A 14,485-nucleotide genomic window follows, 5' to 3' on the forward strand; every position below is an offset into this window, starting at 1 on the left:
AACCCCTCCCCTTCAGGGGAGGGACCAAGGTAGGTTCAGACGCGCATCGGCATGAGCACGTACAGCGCCGACGACTTGTCATTCTCGCGGATCAGCGTCGGAGCTGCGGCATCGGCAAGGTGGACCTCGATCGTGTCGCCTTCGAGCTGACCGAGGATGTCGAGCAGATAGCGGCTGTTGAAGCCGATCTCGAACCCGAGCGCGACGTATTCGCCGGGCACTTCTTCGGCGGCGGTGCCGTTTTCGGGGCTCGTCACCGACAGGATGATCTTGTCGCGATCGAGCGCCATCTTGACTGCGCGCGTCTTCTCGGTGGCGATCGTCGAGACGCGGTCGACGCCTTCTTCGAAGCTGCGCGGATCGATCTTCAGGATCTTGTCGTTGCCGGTCGGGATAACGCGGCTGTAGTCGGGGAAGGTCCCGTCGATCAGCTTCGAGGTCAGCAGCGCCTGCCCTAGATCGAAGCGAATCTTGGTCGGCGACAGCGACACGCCGACCGAACCATCGACCTCGTCGAGCAGCTTGCGCAGTTCGGCGATGCACTTCCGCGGGATGATCACGTCCGGCATGTTTTCGGCGCCCTCGGGCCGCGGCATCGTCACGCGCGCAAGACGATGGCCGTCGGTCGCGGCGGCCTTGAGCACGGGCACGGGATCGTCCGACACGTGCCAGAAGATACCGTTGAGATAGTAGCGCGTTTCCTCGGTCGAGATCGCGAAGCGCGTCTTGTCGATGATCTGCTTGAGCGTCTCGGCCGGCAGTTCGAACGACACCGGCAGCTCGCCCTCGGCGATCACCGGGAAATCGTCGCGCGGCAGCGTGCCGAGCTGGAACTTCGCGCGGCCGGCCATGATCGTCATCTTGCCGTCAGCCGCGGCCAGGCTGACCTGGCTGCCCTCGGGCAGCTTGCGGCAGATGTCGAAGAAGGTGTGCGCCGACACCGTCGTCGCGCCGGGCTGATCGACCGCGGCGGCGATCGTCTCGTTGATCTGCAGGTCGAGGTCGGTCGCCATCAGCTTGAGGCCGCCCTCGGCCGTCGCCTCGATCAGCACGTTCGACAGGATCGGGATGGTATTGCGCCGCTCGACCACGCTTTGCACGTGGCTGAGGCCCTTCAACAGGGTCGCGCGTTCGATCGTCGCCTTCATGTCGTTCCCCCGGGCCAAAGTCGCCCAAACATCCCACCGAATCCATGCGCTTTTCGGCGCATTCGGGGGCAATACGCCGTGTCCCTTTCCTTAAACATAAAAGGGGCCGGAGCAAGCGCTCCGACCCCCTTCACACTCCGGCAAAATCTTGCCGTTGTGGCTCAGAAACGGACACCCAGCCCGACGACGACCTGATGACGGTCGGTGTTGACGTCGAAATTGTTGGTGTTGCCGCCATTTGCATATTCGAGCCGCGCATCGCCATAGTTCGAATAGCGATACTCGACCTTGGCGTAGGTGGTGCGGCCGATCTTCTGCTCGACACCCGCGCCGACGCGGTAGCCGTCGAGGTTATAGTGGTTGCCGGTGGTGGTCGTGCCGTTGTTCGCGGTCAGGTCAAGCCGCGCATTGGTGTAGCCGCCCTTGGCATAGATCATCGTCTTGGGGGCGACGACATAGCCGAGGCGCCCGCCGACATAGAGATCGCGGCCGGTCTTGACGCGGCCATAGCCGAGCGCGCCGGCGCTGGTGGGGGCATTGCTGACATCGGCGGTAGACCCGGTGACTTCGCCCTCGACGCCGACCACGACGCCATGGAACGCGGCGTCATAGCCGATATCGCCACCATAGGTCAGGCCGTCGGCCTTGCGATTGCTGTCGATGTCCGAATTCGGGCCACGACCGGGCTGCAGCTTGTCATAGCCGAGGATCACGCCGGCGCGGGGACCGGTGAAGGTCGCGTCATCGCGAACGCTGGAGGGCGGCGGGCCGTCCTGGGCGAAAGCGGGGGCAGCGAGGCCGAGCGTGAGCGCTGCGGTTGCAGCGGTGAGAGCGAACGTGCGCATTGGGGTAACTCCGTTGGTAAACATCCACCGATCCCTGGTGGGACTGCTCAAATAGGCGTGGAGCGACGACGTTGCATGAACCTCAGACAACGGGATAAGGCGTTGCTATTGCGCCACACGGGGTTGAAAGCGACGTCATGGAGACCAACGCCCAGAAGCCGCCACGAAGCGGCCGCGATTATATCGCGCGGCATGGCGAGACGGTGTTCAACGCCGCCGGGCGGCTGCAGGGCGATCATCCGCACACCCCGCTGACGCGCGCTGGATTTGCCCAGGCCGATGAAATGGGGCGTGCGCTACGGGCGCAGTTGGGGGCCAAACCCGTACTGACCTTATGGGCCTCCCCCACCGGGCGCGCGCTGCAGACGCTGGCGGTGATCGCCGAGCATCTCGAGCTCGACTGGCATGCCGCGCGGACCGATGTCCGGCTCGTCGAGATCGGCACCGGAAGCTGGGGCGGGCGCTATTATGCCGATCTCGCCGACGCCGGCGTCACGGTCGTCGATCGGGCGCACGGGCTGCTTTTTCCGGCAGAAGATGGCGAAACCTATCCCGAAATTGTGGCGCGTGTGTCAGGATGGCTGTCCGATACCGACGGCGATTCCGGCGACCGTCTTATCATCATGCACGGAATTTCGAGCCGCGTTCTGCGCGGCGTGATGACGGGTTTCGCGAATCTCGACGGCTATGGCGCGCCTGCCGCACCGGGTCTGCCGCAAGGATCGGTCGTGCTGATCGAGCGCGGGGCCGAGTCGATCGTCCATCGCGGCGCCGGGCACGCGCCGGCATGATACAACTGGCGGCGCTCGCGCTGCTGGTCGCCACGCCCGTCCCGGCGCGCGAATCCCTCGGCGTGTTCGATCGGTGGGGTGCCTTTAGCGATGCGACGCCGCGCCGCTGCTACGCGATCGCGCAGCCGGTCCAGGCGGGCGGGGCGTCGCGCTGGCGTCCGTTCGCGAGCGTCGCGACCTGGCCCGGTCGCGGCATCCGCAACCAATTGCACATCCGCCTGAGCCGCGAGCGCAACCCGCAGTCGCGCGTCACGCTCTCAGTTGGCGAGCGGCGTTTCGAACTGGTTGCGGGCCCGACCGATGCCTGGGCCCCCGACGCACGCACCGACTCGGCGATTGTCGCCGCGCTGCGTGCGAGCCGCAGCATGAGCGTCGAGACGCTCGCCAAGACCGGCGCGCCGTTTGCCGACGTCTATGCCTTGCGCGGTGCGGCGACCGCGATCGATGCGGCGTCGCTCGGGTGCGTCGCGCGCTAGCGCCGGACACCACTCCCCGTCATCCCCGCGAAAGCGGGGATCCCGCTACCTGGTCCCCGTCAGTAGAAGAAGCGGGACCCTCGCTTTCGCGAGGGTGACGGGGTACACTCGCGGGCGCGTCGCGCACCGGTAGAAAAACGCGCCGAAACGCGCTATATGCGGCCCATGCCCAACTCTGCGACGACTTTGATGGCCATCCCCGGCCATATCGACCCCGTGCCCGTGCCCCGCACACTTGTACCGCGTGCCGACGGGCGGATCGACTTGCTTGGCCTCTCGAAGGCCGATCTGCGGCTCGCGCTCGAGACCTCGCAGCTCGACCCCAAACAGGCGAAACTGCGTGCGAAACAGCTGTGGCACTGGATCTACAATCGCGGCGTGCGCGACTTCGCGCTGATGACCGACATCGCCAAGACGATGCAGCCGTGGCTCGAGCAGCGATTCGTCATCTCGCGCCCGCAAGTGGTCGAGGCGCAGGTGTCGAACGACGGCACGCGCAAATGGCTGCTGCGCTCGGACGACGGCAATGATTACGAGATGGTGTTCATCCCCGATGCCGACCGCGGGACGCTGTGCGTATCGAGCCAGGTCGGCTGCACGCTCAACTGCAGCTTCTGCCACACCGGCACGATGCGGCTGGTGCGCAACCTGACGGCAGGCGAGATCGTCGGGCAGGTGATGCTCGCGCGCGACGCGCTCGGCGAATGGCCGAGCCAGCCCGAGGGGCGGATGCTCACCAACATCGTGATGATGGGGATGGGCGAGCCGCTCTACAATTTCGACAATGTCCGCGATGGCTTGAAGATCGTGATGGATGGCGACGGGCTCGGTCTGTCGCGCCGCCGGATTACGCTGTCGACCTCGGGCGTCGTGCCGTTGATGGCGCGCGCGGGCGAGGAGATTTCGGTCAACCTCGCGATCTCGCTCCATGCCGTCACCAAGGAAGTCCGCGACGAATTGGTGCCGATCAACAAGAAATACGGCATCGAGGAATTGCTCCAGGCGTGCGCCGATTATCCCGGTACGAACAATGCGCGGCGGATCACCTTCGAATACGTCATGCTCAAGGACAAGAACGACAGCGATGCCGATGCGCGCGAGCTTGTCCGGCTGCTCAAGCATTACGATCTGCCGGCGAAGGTGAACCTCATCCCGTTCAACCCGTGGCCGGGCGCGCCGTACGAATGCTCGACGCCCGAGCGGATCAAGTCCTTCTCGAACATCGTGTTCGACGCCGGGATCAGCGCGCCGGTGCGCACCCCGCGCGGGCGCGACATCGATGCGGCGTGCGGCCAGTTGAAGACAGCGAGCGAGAAGCAGAGCCGCGCCGAGCTCGATCGCCAAGCCGAGGCGAAGCTCGCCGCGCTGGGCTGACCTCGACGGTCATCCCGGGCTTGTCCCTGGGTCCACCGTGCAGCAAGAGCGCCGTGGGCAGGATGTGCGGTGCAATCGACTCCGCGACAGGCCCGACATGACGAGGTTTGAGTGGACCTGACGACAATCGCGCTCGCCGCGGGCGCCGGCATCCTCGGCGGCGCAATGAACGCGCTTGCCGGCGGCGGCACTTTCGCAACGCTGCCAGCGCTGATCGCGCTAGGTCTCCCGGCCAATACCGCCAACGCGACCTCAAATGTCGCTTTGCTTCCGGGGGCTGCGACCAGCGCCCGGGCATTCCGCGACGAACTCGCGCCGATCGGCGGCGTTCGCGTGCGGACGCTCGCGGCGATCACCTTCGGCGGCGGGCTGGCGGGCAGCGCCCTGCTCGCGCTCACCCCGACGCACGTGTTCGACCTTGTCATTCCCTGGCTATTGCTCTTCGCCTTCGGCGTGCTCGCCTTTGGTGCGGGCGCGGCCGAGGCGCTGCGCCGTCGCGTCGCGATCGGCACGCGGACGCTGATCGTCGCGCAAGGCTTGCTCGGCATCTATGGCGGCTATTTCGGCGGTGGCGTCGGGCTGATGACGACCGCGATCTACGGCCTGCTCGCAGGCGTGTCGCCGCGCGCGCTGTTCGCGCCGCGCACGCTGATGCTCGCGGTCGCCAATGCGGCGGCGGCGATCGTGTTCATCGCGGTCGGGCTGGTGGCGTGGAGCGCGTGCCTGCCGATGCTCGCCGGCGGGATGCTCGGCGGCTGGGGGGGCGCGCATATCGGCAAGCGACTGCCCGCCGGCGTGGTGCGCGGCTGGACGCTGCTCGTCACAGCGGTGACGACCGGCGTGTTCTTCTGGCGCGCCTACGCCTGACGCCGTTCAGCGCGCTGCGCCGCCCTGCAGCGCGATCAACGCCGCCACGAGCTTGGGATCGTCCGACTCGGCGATCGTCGCCTTGTACGCGGTGCGCATCTTGGTGACTTCGGCGGCCCATTGCTCGGGCTTGAGCTTGGGCTGCGTCAGGATCAGTTCGGCCGAGTGGCAGGCGGTGCAGTTCGTGCTGACGATCTCGGCGCTCGCCGGAAGCACGACGGTCTCGGTCGGCAGCGTCATGCTTTGCGAACTCAGCGCGATCGTCTGCGGCGCGCCGCCGCCGTCATGCGTCTCGCCCGGCGTCGCATACCGCTGGCAGCCGCCGAGCACGAGCAGCAGCGCGATGATAAGAAGCGCGCGGCTCATGCCACGGTGACCTTCGCGGTCTCGATCACGTTGCGCATATAGCCGCCCGGGTTCCAGATCGGATCGGCGGCTTGCACGACGCCGCGCAGATTGGTCGTGCGCACCGCAACCGTGTGGCTGCCGCGCGGCAGGACCGCGGCCCAGCGCCGGAAGCCATACGGCCCGTGATCGCGCCCGAGCTGTGCCGCATGCCAGCTCTTGCCCGCATCGATCGACCAGTCGACCTTCGCGACACCGGCGTCGCCGCCCATCGCGATCCCGCGCACGGCCTGCGCATCGGCCTTGGTGAAGAAGGCGCGCGGCAGCATTCGGCCGATCGGTGCGGTCGGGAAATCCTTCGCGCCGGGGACGACGCTCGCGCGCGGCGCGGTCGGGATGCGATACGCCTTGTCCATCCAATAGCCCGTGTCGGGGGCGGTCAGTACCTCGATCGAATCGAGCGCCTTGACCCAATAGGTGGAATAATAGCCCGGCACGATCAGCCGCAGCGGGAAGCCGTTGAGCAGCGGCAGCTGCACCCCGTTCATCCCGTACGCGACGATCACGTCGCGGCTGCGCGCCTGCGCGAGCGTCAGCGTCTTGGCGAACCACGGCGCATCGCCCGGCGGCCGGTCGAGCCCCGCGAAGCGGACATGCTGCGCGCCAGCGGCGATCCCCGCCCGGTCGAGCAGGTCGGAAAGCCGCACGCCGGTCCACACCGCATGCCCCATCGCGCCATTGCCCCATTGCGCGCCGGGGACGCGCGGGGCGAACAGCCCGCGTGAGTTGCCCGAACATTGGTTGACCGCGGCGATCTCGACCGCGGGCAAGCTCTGGATCGCATCTAGCGACAACGACAGAGCCCGGTTGACCGCGCCCTTGATGTGCAGACGGAACGCGGCAGCGTCGACCGACAATGGAATGTCGGCATAATGCCAGCGCACGAAGAAGCGGTCGTTGGGCGTCGCCGGATCGTCCGACAGCGCGCCGTCGAACGCCGCCATCGGCGTCTCGAGCAAAGGTCCGCGCGTGCGCTGCAGGATCATCCCCGTCTTGCCGGGGAAGGCGTCGGTCAGCGGGCGTCGGCCATCCTTCTCGGAAAAGCCGAGATCGACGAGCGACTGCGCCCACAGCGGGCTGCTTGCCAGCGCGCCTGCGCCGAGCGCGAGCGCGCCGCGCCGGCCGATCTGCTGGCGCAGCGCGTCATCCATGCTGGATCGCCAGCGGGGCAAAGCGCGCGACCTGCTGGCCGACCATCCGCAACTGCTCGAGCACCGCGGGATCGTTCGCGCCACCTTCGTCGTCGAACTTGGTCACCTGCGAGTTGACCGCTGCGGCAAACGGCGTCGGCCAGCCGCGCAGCGCGTGGACGATCGAGCGCAGCGCGGCGATCGTGCTGCCCGTCGCCTGCCAGCCATAGGCCGTCGCGATCAAACCGACCGGCATGTCGGCAAGATACGGCCGATGCGGATCGCGCGCGGTTTCCTCGAGCAGATCGAGCGCGTTCTTGACGACGCCCGAAATGCTGCCGTGATAGCCGGGTGACGCGATGATCAGCGCCGACGCCTGGCGCACCGTATCGACGAAATCGCGCTCCTCCGGGGTACGCGAGGTTGCCTTGGGATCATAGAGCGGCAACCGCCCCATCTCGGCGCCGCCGAACAGCCGCGTGCGAAATCCCTCCTTGCCCGCCGCCTCGAGCGCGATCGCGAGCGCGCGCTCGGTCGAGGAGGTGCCGCCGATCGTGCCGCCGATGCCGACCACCAAGGGCTGGCTGGATGCAGGCGAAGCAGAGGGAGCGTCGGACATGAACAAGGCTTTCGGCAGAGTGGCGCGACCGCCTGACGCCATTGTGATAGCGTTGTCAGGGGCTCGCCTCAAGATGGAAGTCGTGCGTGATCCTACGCTGCGGCGCCCGGATTCGGCAAGCGATGCCGGTCGTCGCTACGGGGAACGTCTCGCTTGCTCGCGCGTCGGCTGCTACAGCCATGGCAATGTCCGCTCCCCGCTTGCACCACCTGTTATACATGACTAATACACACGCTCGTCGTTGCGGGATCTAGTCATGCGTTTCTTCTCCTCCGGTCGTGACGCGGACGCGCGCGACGCCGACGATGCGCTCGAACTGACGCACGGCATGCCGCCGCCCGAGCGACGGGTCGACCCGGCCTATCCGCCGCAGCCAGCCTTCGATTACGAGCGCTATGCAGCACAGATCCCGACGGTACGCCGCCGCAAGTATATGCGCTGGATCATGCGTGGCGTTGCGGCGCTGATCGTATTGTTCGTGTTCGCGGTCGGCTGGCTCGCGGTCACCGCGCCCTTGTCGAAATCGCTCCAGCCGCCGACGCCACCCAGCATCACCCTGCTCGCCGACGACGGCAGGCCCTTCGCGCGGCGCGGGGCGGTAATCGACGCGCCGGTCGACGCGGCGAAGCTGCCGAAAAACGTCACCAACGCCTTTCTCGCGATCGAGGACCGGCGCTTCCGCTCGCATTGGGGAATCGACCCGCGCGGCATCGCGCGCGCCTTCTGGCACAATCTGACCTCGAAGGGGCGCGACCAGGGCGGCAGCACGATCACGCAGCAGCTCGCCAAGAACGCCTTTCTCGATTCGGATCGCACCGCCGCGCGGAAGATCCGCGAAGTGATGATCGCCTTCTGGCTCGAGGCGTGGCTGACCAAGGATCAGATCCTGTCGCGCTATCTGTCGAACGTGTATTTCGGCGACAACGTCTATGGTCTGCGCGCTGCGGCGCGGCACTATTTCGCGCGCCGCCCCGAGAATTTGTCGATCGGCCAGGCGGCGATGCTCGCCGGGTTGGTCAAGGCGCCCTCCAAGCTCGCGCCAACGACCAACATTCAGGGCGCACGCGATCGGGCGCGGCTGGTGGTCGCCGCGATGGTCGACGCCAAGTTGCTCGACAAAGACGAAGCGGCCGATGTGCGCCCCGCCCGCGTCGTACCCGAAGCAAAGGCGCCGCTGCCCAACGGCACCTATTTCGCCGATTGGGTGCTCCCCGCCGCGCGCGACCATGCCGGTGAGATCGCAACCGAATCGACCGTGCGGACGACGCTCGACCGCCGGCTGCAGGCCGCCGCCGAGCGCGCGGTGAAGCGCGCGGGGCTCAAACAGGCGCAGATCGCGCTGGTTGCGATGCGCCCCGACGGACGCGTCGTCGCAATGGTCGGCGGGCGGTCCTATGCCGACAGTCCGTTCAATCGTGCGACGCAGGCGCAGCGCCAGCCGGGGTCGGCGTTCAAGCTGTTCGTCTATCTCGCCGCGATGCGCAGCGGGATGACGCCCGATTCGGTGGTCGACGACAAGCCGATCACGATCGCCAACTGGAGCCCGAAAAACGCCGATGGGCGCTATCTCGGGCCGATCACGCTGCGCCAGGCGTTCGCGCGCTCGTCCAACGTCGCCGCCGCGCGGATCACGCAGCAGGTCGGCGTCGCCAAGGTGATCCAGGCGGCGCGCGATCTCGGCGTTTCGACGCCGATCCCGAGCGAAGCGACGATCGCCCTCGGCACGTCGAGCATGTCGCTGCTCGACCTGACTGCCGCTTATGCCGCGGTCGCCGCCGAGCAATATCCGGTGCGCCCGCGCGGGCTCGAGGATCCGCCCGAGCGCGGCGTGCTCGCGACGCTGACTGACCGCACGCATGCGCTCGACGGCACGGTGCACGACGAGATGCTCGACCTGCTGTCGGCCTCGGCCGAGACCGGCACGGGACGCGCCGCCGCGCTGTCGGTCAAGACCTATGGCAAGACCGGCACGACGCAGGACAATCGCGATGCGCTGTTCGTCGGCTTCGCCAATGGCCTGGTCGTTGGCGTGTGGGTCGGCAATGACGACAATACGCCCAATGCCGGCCTGTCGGGGGGCGGCGTACCGGCACGCGTCTGGCGCGATTTCATGCAGCAGGCGCTGGGGGTCGGCGCCGCGCAAGTCGCCGCACCCGCCGAAGACGAAATGGTCGATCCCGACGCCGCCAACGGCTTTGGCGAGACGCTCGAGAATTTCCTCGATCCGTCGAACATCCCGCCGGTCGAGGGCGAAATCCCCGGGATCGGTCGCGTGCGGTTGCGCAATGGCGAGCTCGACTTCCAGTCGAACCGCCCAGACGAGCGCGATCGCCGCCGGAGTTACCCGGAGGAACGCGCCCCGCCCCGCGATTTCGGACGCGATCCGGAGCGCGGTGGCCGCGACGATCGTCGCGACTCCCGGGATTATGAGGACGATCGCTGATCGGGCGAGTTGACGGCGCCCGACCGGCCCCGCAAGACCGCGCCATGCGCTTCTTCTCCGACAATGCCGCCCCGGTCCATCCGGCGATCTTCACCGCGATGGCCGACGCCAACGTGCTCGACACCGCGTATGATGGCGACCGCTGGAGCAAGCAGCTCGACGCGCGCTTTTCCGAGCTGTTCGAAACCGAGGTGCGCGCGCTGTGGGTGCCGTCGGGCACCGCGGCGAATTGCCTCGCGCTGGCCGCGCTATGCCCGCCACACGGCAGCATCGTCTGCCACCGCGAATCGCACATCCAGAATGACGAATGCGGCGCGCCCGAATTCTTCACGCACGGCGCCAAGCTGTTCCTCGCCGACGGCGAAGGCGCAAAGCTGACGCCGGAAACAATCAGCGCGGTGCTCGACGCGACGCGCTACGACGTCCACCACACGCAGCCGCACGCGATCTCGATCACCAACGCGACCGAATATGGCCGTGTCTATTCGCCCGCCGAGGTCGCCGCGATCGGCGATCTCGCCAAGGCGCGCAAGCTCGCGCTGCACATGGACGGCGCGCGCTTCGCCAATGCGGTCGCCTCGCTCGATTGCGCGCCCGCCGACGTGACGTGGCGCGCGGGCGTCACCGCGCTGAGCTTCGGCTTCATCAAGAATGGCGGGATGAACGCCGAGGCATTGATCTTCTTCGACACCGACCTCGCCGATGCGACGCTCTATCGCCGCAAGCGCGCCGGCATGTTGCTGTGCAAGGGGCGCTACCTCGCGGCGCAGTTGCTTGCGATGACCGAGGGCGATCTGTGGCTCGATCTCGCGCGCAACGCCAATGCCGGCGCGGCGCTGCTCGCACAGGCGGCGGGCGACCGGCTGGTGCATCCGGTCGAGGCGAACGAGGTGTTCATCCGCGTCACTGCCGCCGAGGCCGCGAGCCTGCGCGCGCTCGGCTTCGATTTCTACGATTGGGGACCGGGCGAAGCGCGGCTCGTCATCTCGTGGAACCAGGACCCGGCCGACATCCGTCCGCTCGCCGACGCGATCGCGGCGCTTTGAGCACTGGGCCCACGCCCAATTCGAGCAAACTCGCGATCCTGATTCCGTTCGGGATCGTCACGCTGATCTGGGGTTCGACCTGGCTCGTGATCCGCGGGCAACTCGGGGTCGTACCGGCGAGCTGGTCGGTGACCTACCGCTTCCTCGTCGCTGGCCTGGTGATGTGCAGCCACGCGCTGATCCGACGCGAATCGCTGCGGCTCGATGCACGCGGGCTGCGCTTCGCGGTCCTGCTCGGGCTTGCGCAATTCTGCCTCAACTTCAACTTCGTCTATCGCGCGGAGATGCACATTACTTCGGGGCTCGTGGCGGTGGTGTTCGCGCTGATGCTGCTGCCCAATGCGGTGTTCGGGCGGATCTTCCTGGGCCAGCAGCTCGGGCGCCAGCTGATCCTCGGCATGGCGGTGGCGATGGCAGGCGTCACGCTGCTGTTCGTGCGCGAGATCCGGGTCGATCCGCACGGCCCGGTCGAGGCGCTGACCGGGATCGGCTTCACGCTGCTGGCGATCGTCTCGGCCTCCTCGGCGAACGTGATGCAGGGCACGCAGACCGCGCGCGCTTATCCGATGATCCCGATGCTCGGCGTCGCGATGCTGCTTGGGGCAAGCTTCGACGGGGCGTTTGCGTGGGTGACGACCGGGCCGCCGGTGATCGAACTCACGCCTGCCTATCTCGCCGCGACGCTGTATCTCGGCGTGTTCGCCTCGGCGATCGCCTTTCCGCTCTATTTCGGCGTGCTGCGGGTGATCGGACCGGCCAAGGCCGCTTACTCGGGCGTGCTTGTTCCCGTCATCGCGATGTGCCTGTCGACGCTGTTCGAGGGCTATCGTTGGTCGCTGCTCGCGGGGGCGGGCGCGGCGCTGGTGGTCGGTGGGCTGGTCATTGCGCTAAGGGCGCGCAGACCCGCGCGGTAATCGGGGTACGCCGGGCGCCAGCCCAGCACACGCTTGGCCTTGCCGTTGGCGATGCGGCGATTCTCGGCATAGAAACCGCGCGCCATCGGCGAGAGCGAGTCGAGCGGCACGAACGGCGGCGGATCGCGCCCCAGCAGCGCTGCCGCGAAGGCGATGACGTCGTTCTGGCTCGCCGGCACATCATCGGCGAGGTTGTACGCGCCCGCCGGCGCATCGAAGCCCGCGATCACCCCGGCGATGATATCGGCAACATGCGCGCGGCTGAACACCTGGCCCGGCGCTTCGACGCGGTGCGCCGCGCCCGTCGCGACGCGATCGAGCGGGGAACGCCCCGGCCCGTAAATGCCCGGCAAGCGAAACACACGCGCGCCAAGCGTCAGCCAGGCCGAGTCGGCTTCGGCGCGGGCGCTGCGACGCCCTGTTCCGGTCGCCGCGCTTTCATCGACCCACGCACCCGCCGCATCGCCGTAGACGCCGGTCGAGGACAGATAGCCGAGCCACGCCCCGCTCCGCGCTGCTGCTGCGCCATAGGTGACGAGCACCGGATCGATCTCGCCCGCCGGAGGAACGGATGACAGGATGTGGGTCGCAACCGCGATCTCGCGTGCGAGTGCCACGCTATCGTCGAAGCGGATCGTGTCGCCACGGCCATCGCGCGTCGTGCCGACGACCTGCCAGCCCGCGCCGCGCAACCGCGCAGCCAGTGCCTGCGCGGTATAGCCGAGGCCAAAGATCAGGAGACGCATGTCTTACCCCTCCGGCGAGATCATTTCGCGCCATAGCCATGATAGAGCAACCCGAAGAAATCGCCCTTGTTCCATCGCGGCCGCGCATCACCGTCGGCGTTCGCGCGCGCGATTGCATAGTTGGCGTCGACGAAGCGGATCCCCTGCCGCCAGTCGATCGGCTGCGACAAATCGTCCGACGGCTGATGATAGCGATGCGCGAAGAAGTCGGCGGTCGCCGCCTTGCCCGGCCCCTTCTGACCCGGCCACAAAAAGACCGGGGGCACGCCCTGCTGAACGAAGCGATAATGGTCCGAGCGCACGAAGATGCCCTGCGCCGGATCAGGATCGGGCGACATCGTCACGCCGAGCGTGCCAACTGCCTGTGCGACGATCGGCCCGAGCGTCGAGCGGTCGGCGCCGAACACCGTCATGTCTTCGAACGCGTAGGACAGGATCGGCATGTCGAGATTCACATCGGCGACGATCGACGCGATCGGCACGGTCGGGTGCTTCGCGAAATAGTCAGAACCGACCAGACCCTTCTCCTCCGCGGTGACCGCGAGGAACAGGATCGAGCGGCGCGGGGACTTTCCCGATGCCTTGAAGCGCCGCGCTTCCTCGATCAGCGCGGCAATGCCGACGGCATTGTCCTCGGTGCCGTTGTAGATTGTGTCGCCCTTCGCATCGGGTGTGCCGACGCCGAGATGGTCGAGATGCGCCGACAGCACGACGACCTCCTTGCCCAGCTTGGGATCGCTGCCGGGGATCATCCCGGCGACATTGCCGCTGGTCGCAGGCTCGAAGCGCGTCTTCAGCGCGACCGTCGCACCGATGTTGAGCGGCATCGCGCGAAAGGTCGCGTTGCTATCGGCGCCACGTGCCGCGATCCCGGTCCAGGGCGTCTTGGCCTGCGCGAACAGTTTGGCCGCGCCGCTCGCGCTGAGGGTCGCAAGGATCGGCACGCCCGGCGCCTCGCCCGTGCCGTCGGCGCGCGCCCAGGTCGTGCGCGCCCGGTCGAAGTTCGCGCCACTTTGCGGCAACGCCGCGCGCGTCAGCACGATCGCGCCAACCGCACCGTGCGCCGCCGCGATCACCGCCTTGGTCGCCGCACTCGAGAAATGCGCGCGCTCCTCGCTCTGGAAGCTGAGCGGCGCGCCGCCGAAAAACGCGACGATCTTGCCGCGCACATCGACCCCAGCATAATCGTCGCGCTTGTAGTCCGGCGCGACGAGCCCGTAGCCGACGAACACCACCGGCGCATCGAGCGCGGTCTGCGCCGCGCCGGCGACCACGCCCGGCATGTAATCCTCGCCGAACACCAGCCCGACGGGCGCCGCACCGGGCCGCGTCAACACGACATCGCCCTTGTCGGCGGCGCGATACGTGACGAGCGGCACCTTCTGGATATAGCTGCCGCCATCGCCCGCGGGCTTGAGCCCCGCGGCAAAGAATTGCGCGGCGACATACTCCGCGGTTATGCGATATTCGGGGCTCCCCGCCTCGCGCCCGCGCAAGGCGTCGGAGGCAAGGAACAGCACATGCGCCTTCATCGCGGCCTGATCGTCGGGCAGCGGCGCGTCCTGTGCGATCGCCTGCGGCGCCATGACGATCGCCGCCAGCGCGAGGAACCGGATCTTCATGTCTGCCCTCATTCTGTGTTTGGCCGCGGTAGCACAGGGCCGCGCACGCACAAGCGGCG

14 protein-coding genes are annotated in these 14,485 nt (G+C 67.6%); 7 read left to right on the top strand and 7 right to left on the bottom strand.

Annotated features, from left to right (window positions below; all coding sequences use genetic code 11):
* Positions 1-35 precede the first annotated feature (35 nt).
* Positions 36-1,148 (bottom strand): DNA polymerase III subunit beta, encoded by a 1,113-nt coding sequence (dnaN, locus tag ACVWYO_RS09290; protein WP_457350136.1) that lies wholly within the window; start codon positions 1,146-1,148, stop codon positions 36-38.
* A 161-nt stretch (positions 1,149-1,309) separates the two neighbouring features.
* Positions 1,310-1,993, bottom strand: coding sequence for an outer membrane protein (locus ACVWYO_RS09295; protein WP_457350138.1), 684 nt, complete (start codon positions 1,991-1,993; stop codon positions 1,310-1,312).
* A gap of 137 nt (positions 1,994-2,130) precedes the next feature.
* On the opposite strand from ACVWYO_RS09295, the gene ACVWYO_RS09300 reads away from it, so the two are divergent.
* The 4 genes from ACVWYO_RS09300 to ACVWYO_RS09315 all read left to right on the top strand — a co-directional run bounded on the left by ACVWYO_RS09300 (position 2,131) and on the right by ACVWYO_RS09315 (position 5,501).
* The gene (locus ACVWYO_RS09300) at positions 2,131-2,784 is read left to right on the top strand and encodes a histidine phosphatase family protein (RefSeq protein WP_457350140.1); all 654 of its coding nucleotides are present in this window, start codon (positions 2,131-2,133) and stop codon (positions 2,782-2,784) included.
* Complete coding sequence (locus ACVWYO_RS09305; RefSeq protein WP_457350142.1) at positions 2,781-3,260, top strand: hypothetical protein; 480 nt, start codon at positions 2,781-2,783, stop codon at positions 3,258-3,260. The genes ACVWYO_RS09300 and ACVWYO_RS09305 overlap by 4 nt, the downstream gene beginning before the upstream one ends.
* Positions 3,261-3,425: 165 nt before the next feature.
* Entirely contained in the window at positions 3,426-4,634 is a 1,209-nt protein-coding gene (gene rlmN / locus ACVWYO_RS09310; RefSeq protein ID WP_457350144.1) for a 23S rRNA (adenine(2503)-C(2))-methyltransferase RlmN, read from the top strand.
* 111 nt (positions 4,635-4,745) lie between these two features.
* Positions 4,746-5,501 carry a TSUP family transporter gene (locus ACVWYO_RS09315; RefSeq protein WP_457350146.1) on the top strand — a complete coding sequence of 252 codons (756 nt, stop codon included), beginning with the start codon at positions 4,746-4,748 and terminating at the stop codon, positions 5,499-5,501.
* A 6-nt stretch (positions 5,502-5,507) separates the two neighbouring features.
* On the opposite strand, the gene ACVWYO_RS09320 is transcribed toward ACVWYO_RS09315, so the two are convergent.
* From ACVWYO_RS09320 to ACVWYO_RS09330, 3 genes are read right to left on the bottom strand one after another with little or no spacing between them, the layout of a single operon-like run.
* Complete coding sequence (locus tag ACVWYO_RS09320; protein ID WP_457350148.1) at positions 5,508-5,867, bottom strand: cytochrome C nitrite reductase; 360 nt, start codon at positions 5,865-5,867, stop codon at positions 5,508-5,510.
* Positions 5,864-7,057, bottom strand: coding sequence for a molybdopterin-dependent oxidoreductase (locus ACVWYO_RS09325; RefSeq protein WP_457350150.1), 1,194 nt, complete (start codon positions 7,055-7,057; stop codon positions 5,864-5,866). Before ACVWYO_RS09325 ends, ACVWYO_RS09320 begins: the two co-directional genes overlap by 4 nt.
* Positions 7,050-7,655, bottom strand: coding sequence for an NADPH-dependent FMN reductase (locus ACVWYO_RS09330; protein ID WP_457350152.1), 606 nt, complete (start codon positions 7,653-7,655; stop codon positions 7,050-7,052). Before ACVWYO_RS09330 ends, ACVWYO_RS09325 begins: the two co-directional genes overlap by 8 nt.
* 256 nt (positions 7,656-7,911) lie before the next feature.
* Here ACVWYO_RS09330 and ACVWYO_RS09335 point away from each other — a divergent pair, with 256 nt between their 5' ends.
* Genes ACVWYO_RS09335 through ACVWYO_RS09345 form a run of 3 tightly spaced genes read left to right on the top strand, consistent with a single transcriptional unit; the run spans position 7,912 to position 12,058 of the window.
* Positions 7,912-10,098: a transglycosylase domain-containing protein gene (locus tag ACVWYO_RS09335; protein WP_457350154.1), complete on the top strand. Its 2,187-nt coding sequence runs from the start codon at positions 7,912-7,914 to the stop codon at positions 10,096-10,098.
* 44 nt (positions 10,099-10,142) lie between these two features.
* Positions 10,143-11,144 carry a threonine aldolase family protein gene (locus ACVWYO_RS09340; RefSeq protein WP_457350156.1) on the top strand — a complete coding sequence of 334 codons (1,002 nt, stop codon included), beginning with the start codon at positions 10,143-10,145 and terminating at the stop codon, positions 11,142-11,144.
* Entirely contained in the window at positions 11,141-12,058 is a 918-nt protein-coding gene (locus tag ACVWYO_RS09345; RefSeq protein WP_457350158.1) for a DMT family transporter, read from the top strand. The genes ACVWYO_RS09340 and ACVWYO_RS09345 overlap by 4 nt, the downstream gene beginning before the upstream one ends.
* On the opposite strand, the gene ACVWYO_RS09350 is transcribed toward ACVWYO_RS09345, so the two are convergent.
* Together ACVWYO_RS09350 and ACVWYO_RS09355 are read right to left on the bottom strand one after the other, a co-directional pair.
* The gene (locus ACVWYO_RS09350; RefSeq protein ID WP_457350160.1) at positions 11,968-12,804 is read right to left on the bottom strand and encodes an NAD(P)-dependent oxidoreductase; all 837 of its coding nucleotides are present in this window, start codon (positions 12,802-12,804) and stop codon (positions 11,968-11,970) included. The two genes, ACVWYO_RS09345 and ACVWYO_RS09350, sit on opposite strands and share 91 nt — an antisense overlap.
* A gap of 20 nt (positions 12,805-12,824) precedes the next feature.
* Positions 12,825-14,426, bottom strand: coding sequence for a M28 family peptidase (locus ACVWYO_RS09355; RefSeq protein ID WP_457350162.1), 1,602 nt, complete (start codon positions 14,424-14,426; stop codon positions 12,825-12,827).
* Positions 14,427-14,485 lie beyond the last annotated feature (59 nt).

The organism is Sphingomonas sp. UYP23 (assembly GCF_054059235.1).

Excerpts from the sequence above, each read along its gene's own strand:
- ACVWYO_RS09320 (WP_457350148.1), bottom strand. The coding sequence starts at position 5,867 with ATGAGCCGCGCGCTTCTTATCATCGCGCTGCTGCTCGTGCTCGGCGGC.
- ACVWYO_RS09300 (WP_457350140.1), top strand. The coding sequence starts at position 2,131 with ATGGAGACCAACGCCCAGAAGCCGCCACGAAGCGGCCGCGATTATATC.
- ACVWYO_RS09305 (WP_457350142.1), top strand. The coding sequence starts at position 2,781 with ATGATACAACTGGCGGCGCTCGCGCTGCTGGTCGCCACGCCCGTCCCG.
- rlmN (WP_457350144.1), top strand. The coding sequence starts at position 3,426 with ATGCCCAACTCTGCGACGACTTTGATGGCCATCCCCGGCCATATCGAC.
- ACVWYO_RS09335 (WP_457350154.1), top strand. The coding sequence starts at position 7,912 with ATGCGTTTCTTCTCCTCCGGTCGTGACGCGGACGCGCGCGACGCCGAC.
- ACVWYO_RS09350 (WP_457350160.1), bottom strand. The coding sequence starts at position 12,804 with ATGCGTCTCCTGATCTTTGGCCTCGGCTATACCGCGCAGGCACTGGCT.
- ACVWYO_RS09295 (WP_457350138.1), bottom strand. The coding sequence starts at position 1,993 with ATGCGCACGTTCGCTCTCACCGCTGCAACCGCAGCGCTCACGCTCGGC.
- ACVWYO_RS09355 (WP_457350162.1), bottom strand. The coding sequence starts at position 14,426 with ATGAAGATCCGGTTCCTCGCGCTGGCGGCGATCGTCATGGCGCCGCAG.
- ACVWYO_RS09325 (WP_457350150.1), bottom strand. The coding sequence starts at position 7,057 with ATGGATGACGCGCTGCGCCAGCAGATCGGCCGGCGCGGCGCGCTCGCG.
- dnaN (WP_457350136.1), bottom strand. The coding sequence starts at position 1,148 with ATGAAGGCGACGATCGAACGCGCGACCCTGTTGAAGGGCCTCAGCCAC.
- ACVWYO_RS09340 (WP_457350156.1), top strand. The coding sequence starts at position 10,143 with ATGCGCTTCTTCTCCGACAATGCCGCCCCGGTCCATCCGGCGATCTTC.
- ACVWYO_RS09330 (WP_457350152.1), bottom strand. The coding sequence starts at position 7,655 with ATGTCCGACGCTCCCTCTGCTTCGCCTGCATCCAGCCAGCCCTTGGTG.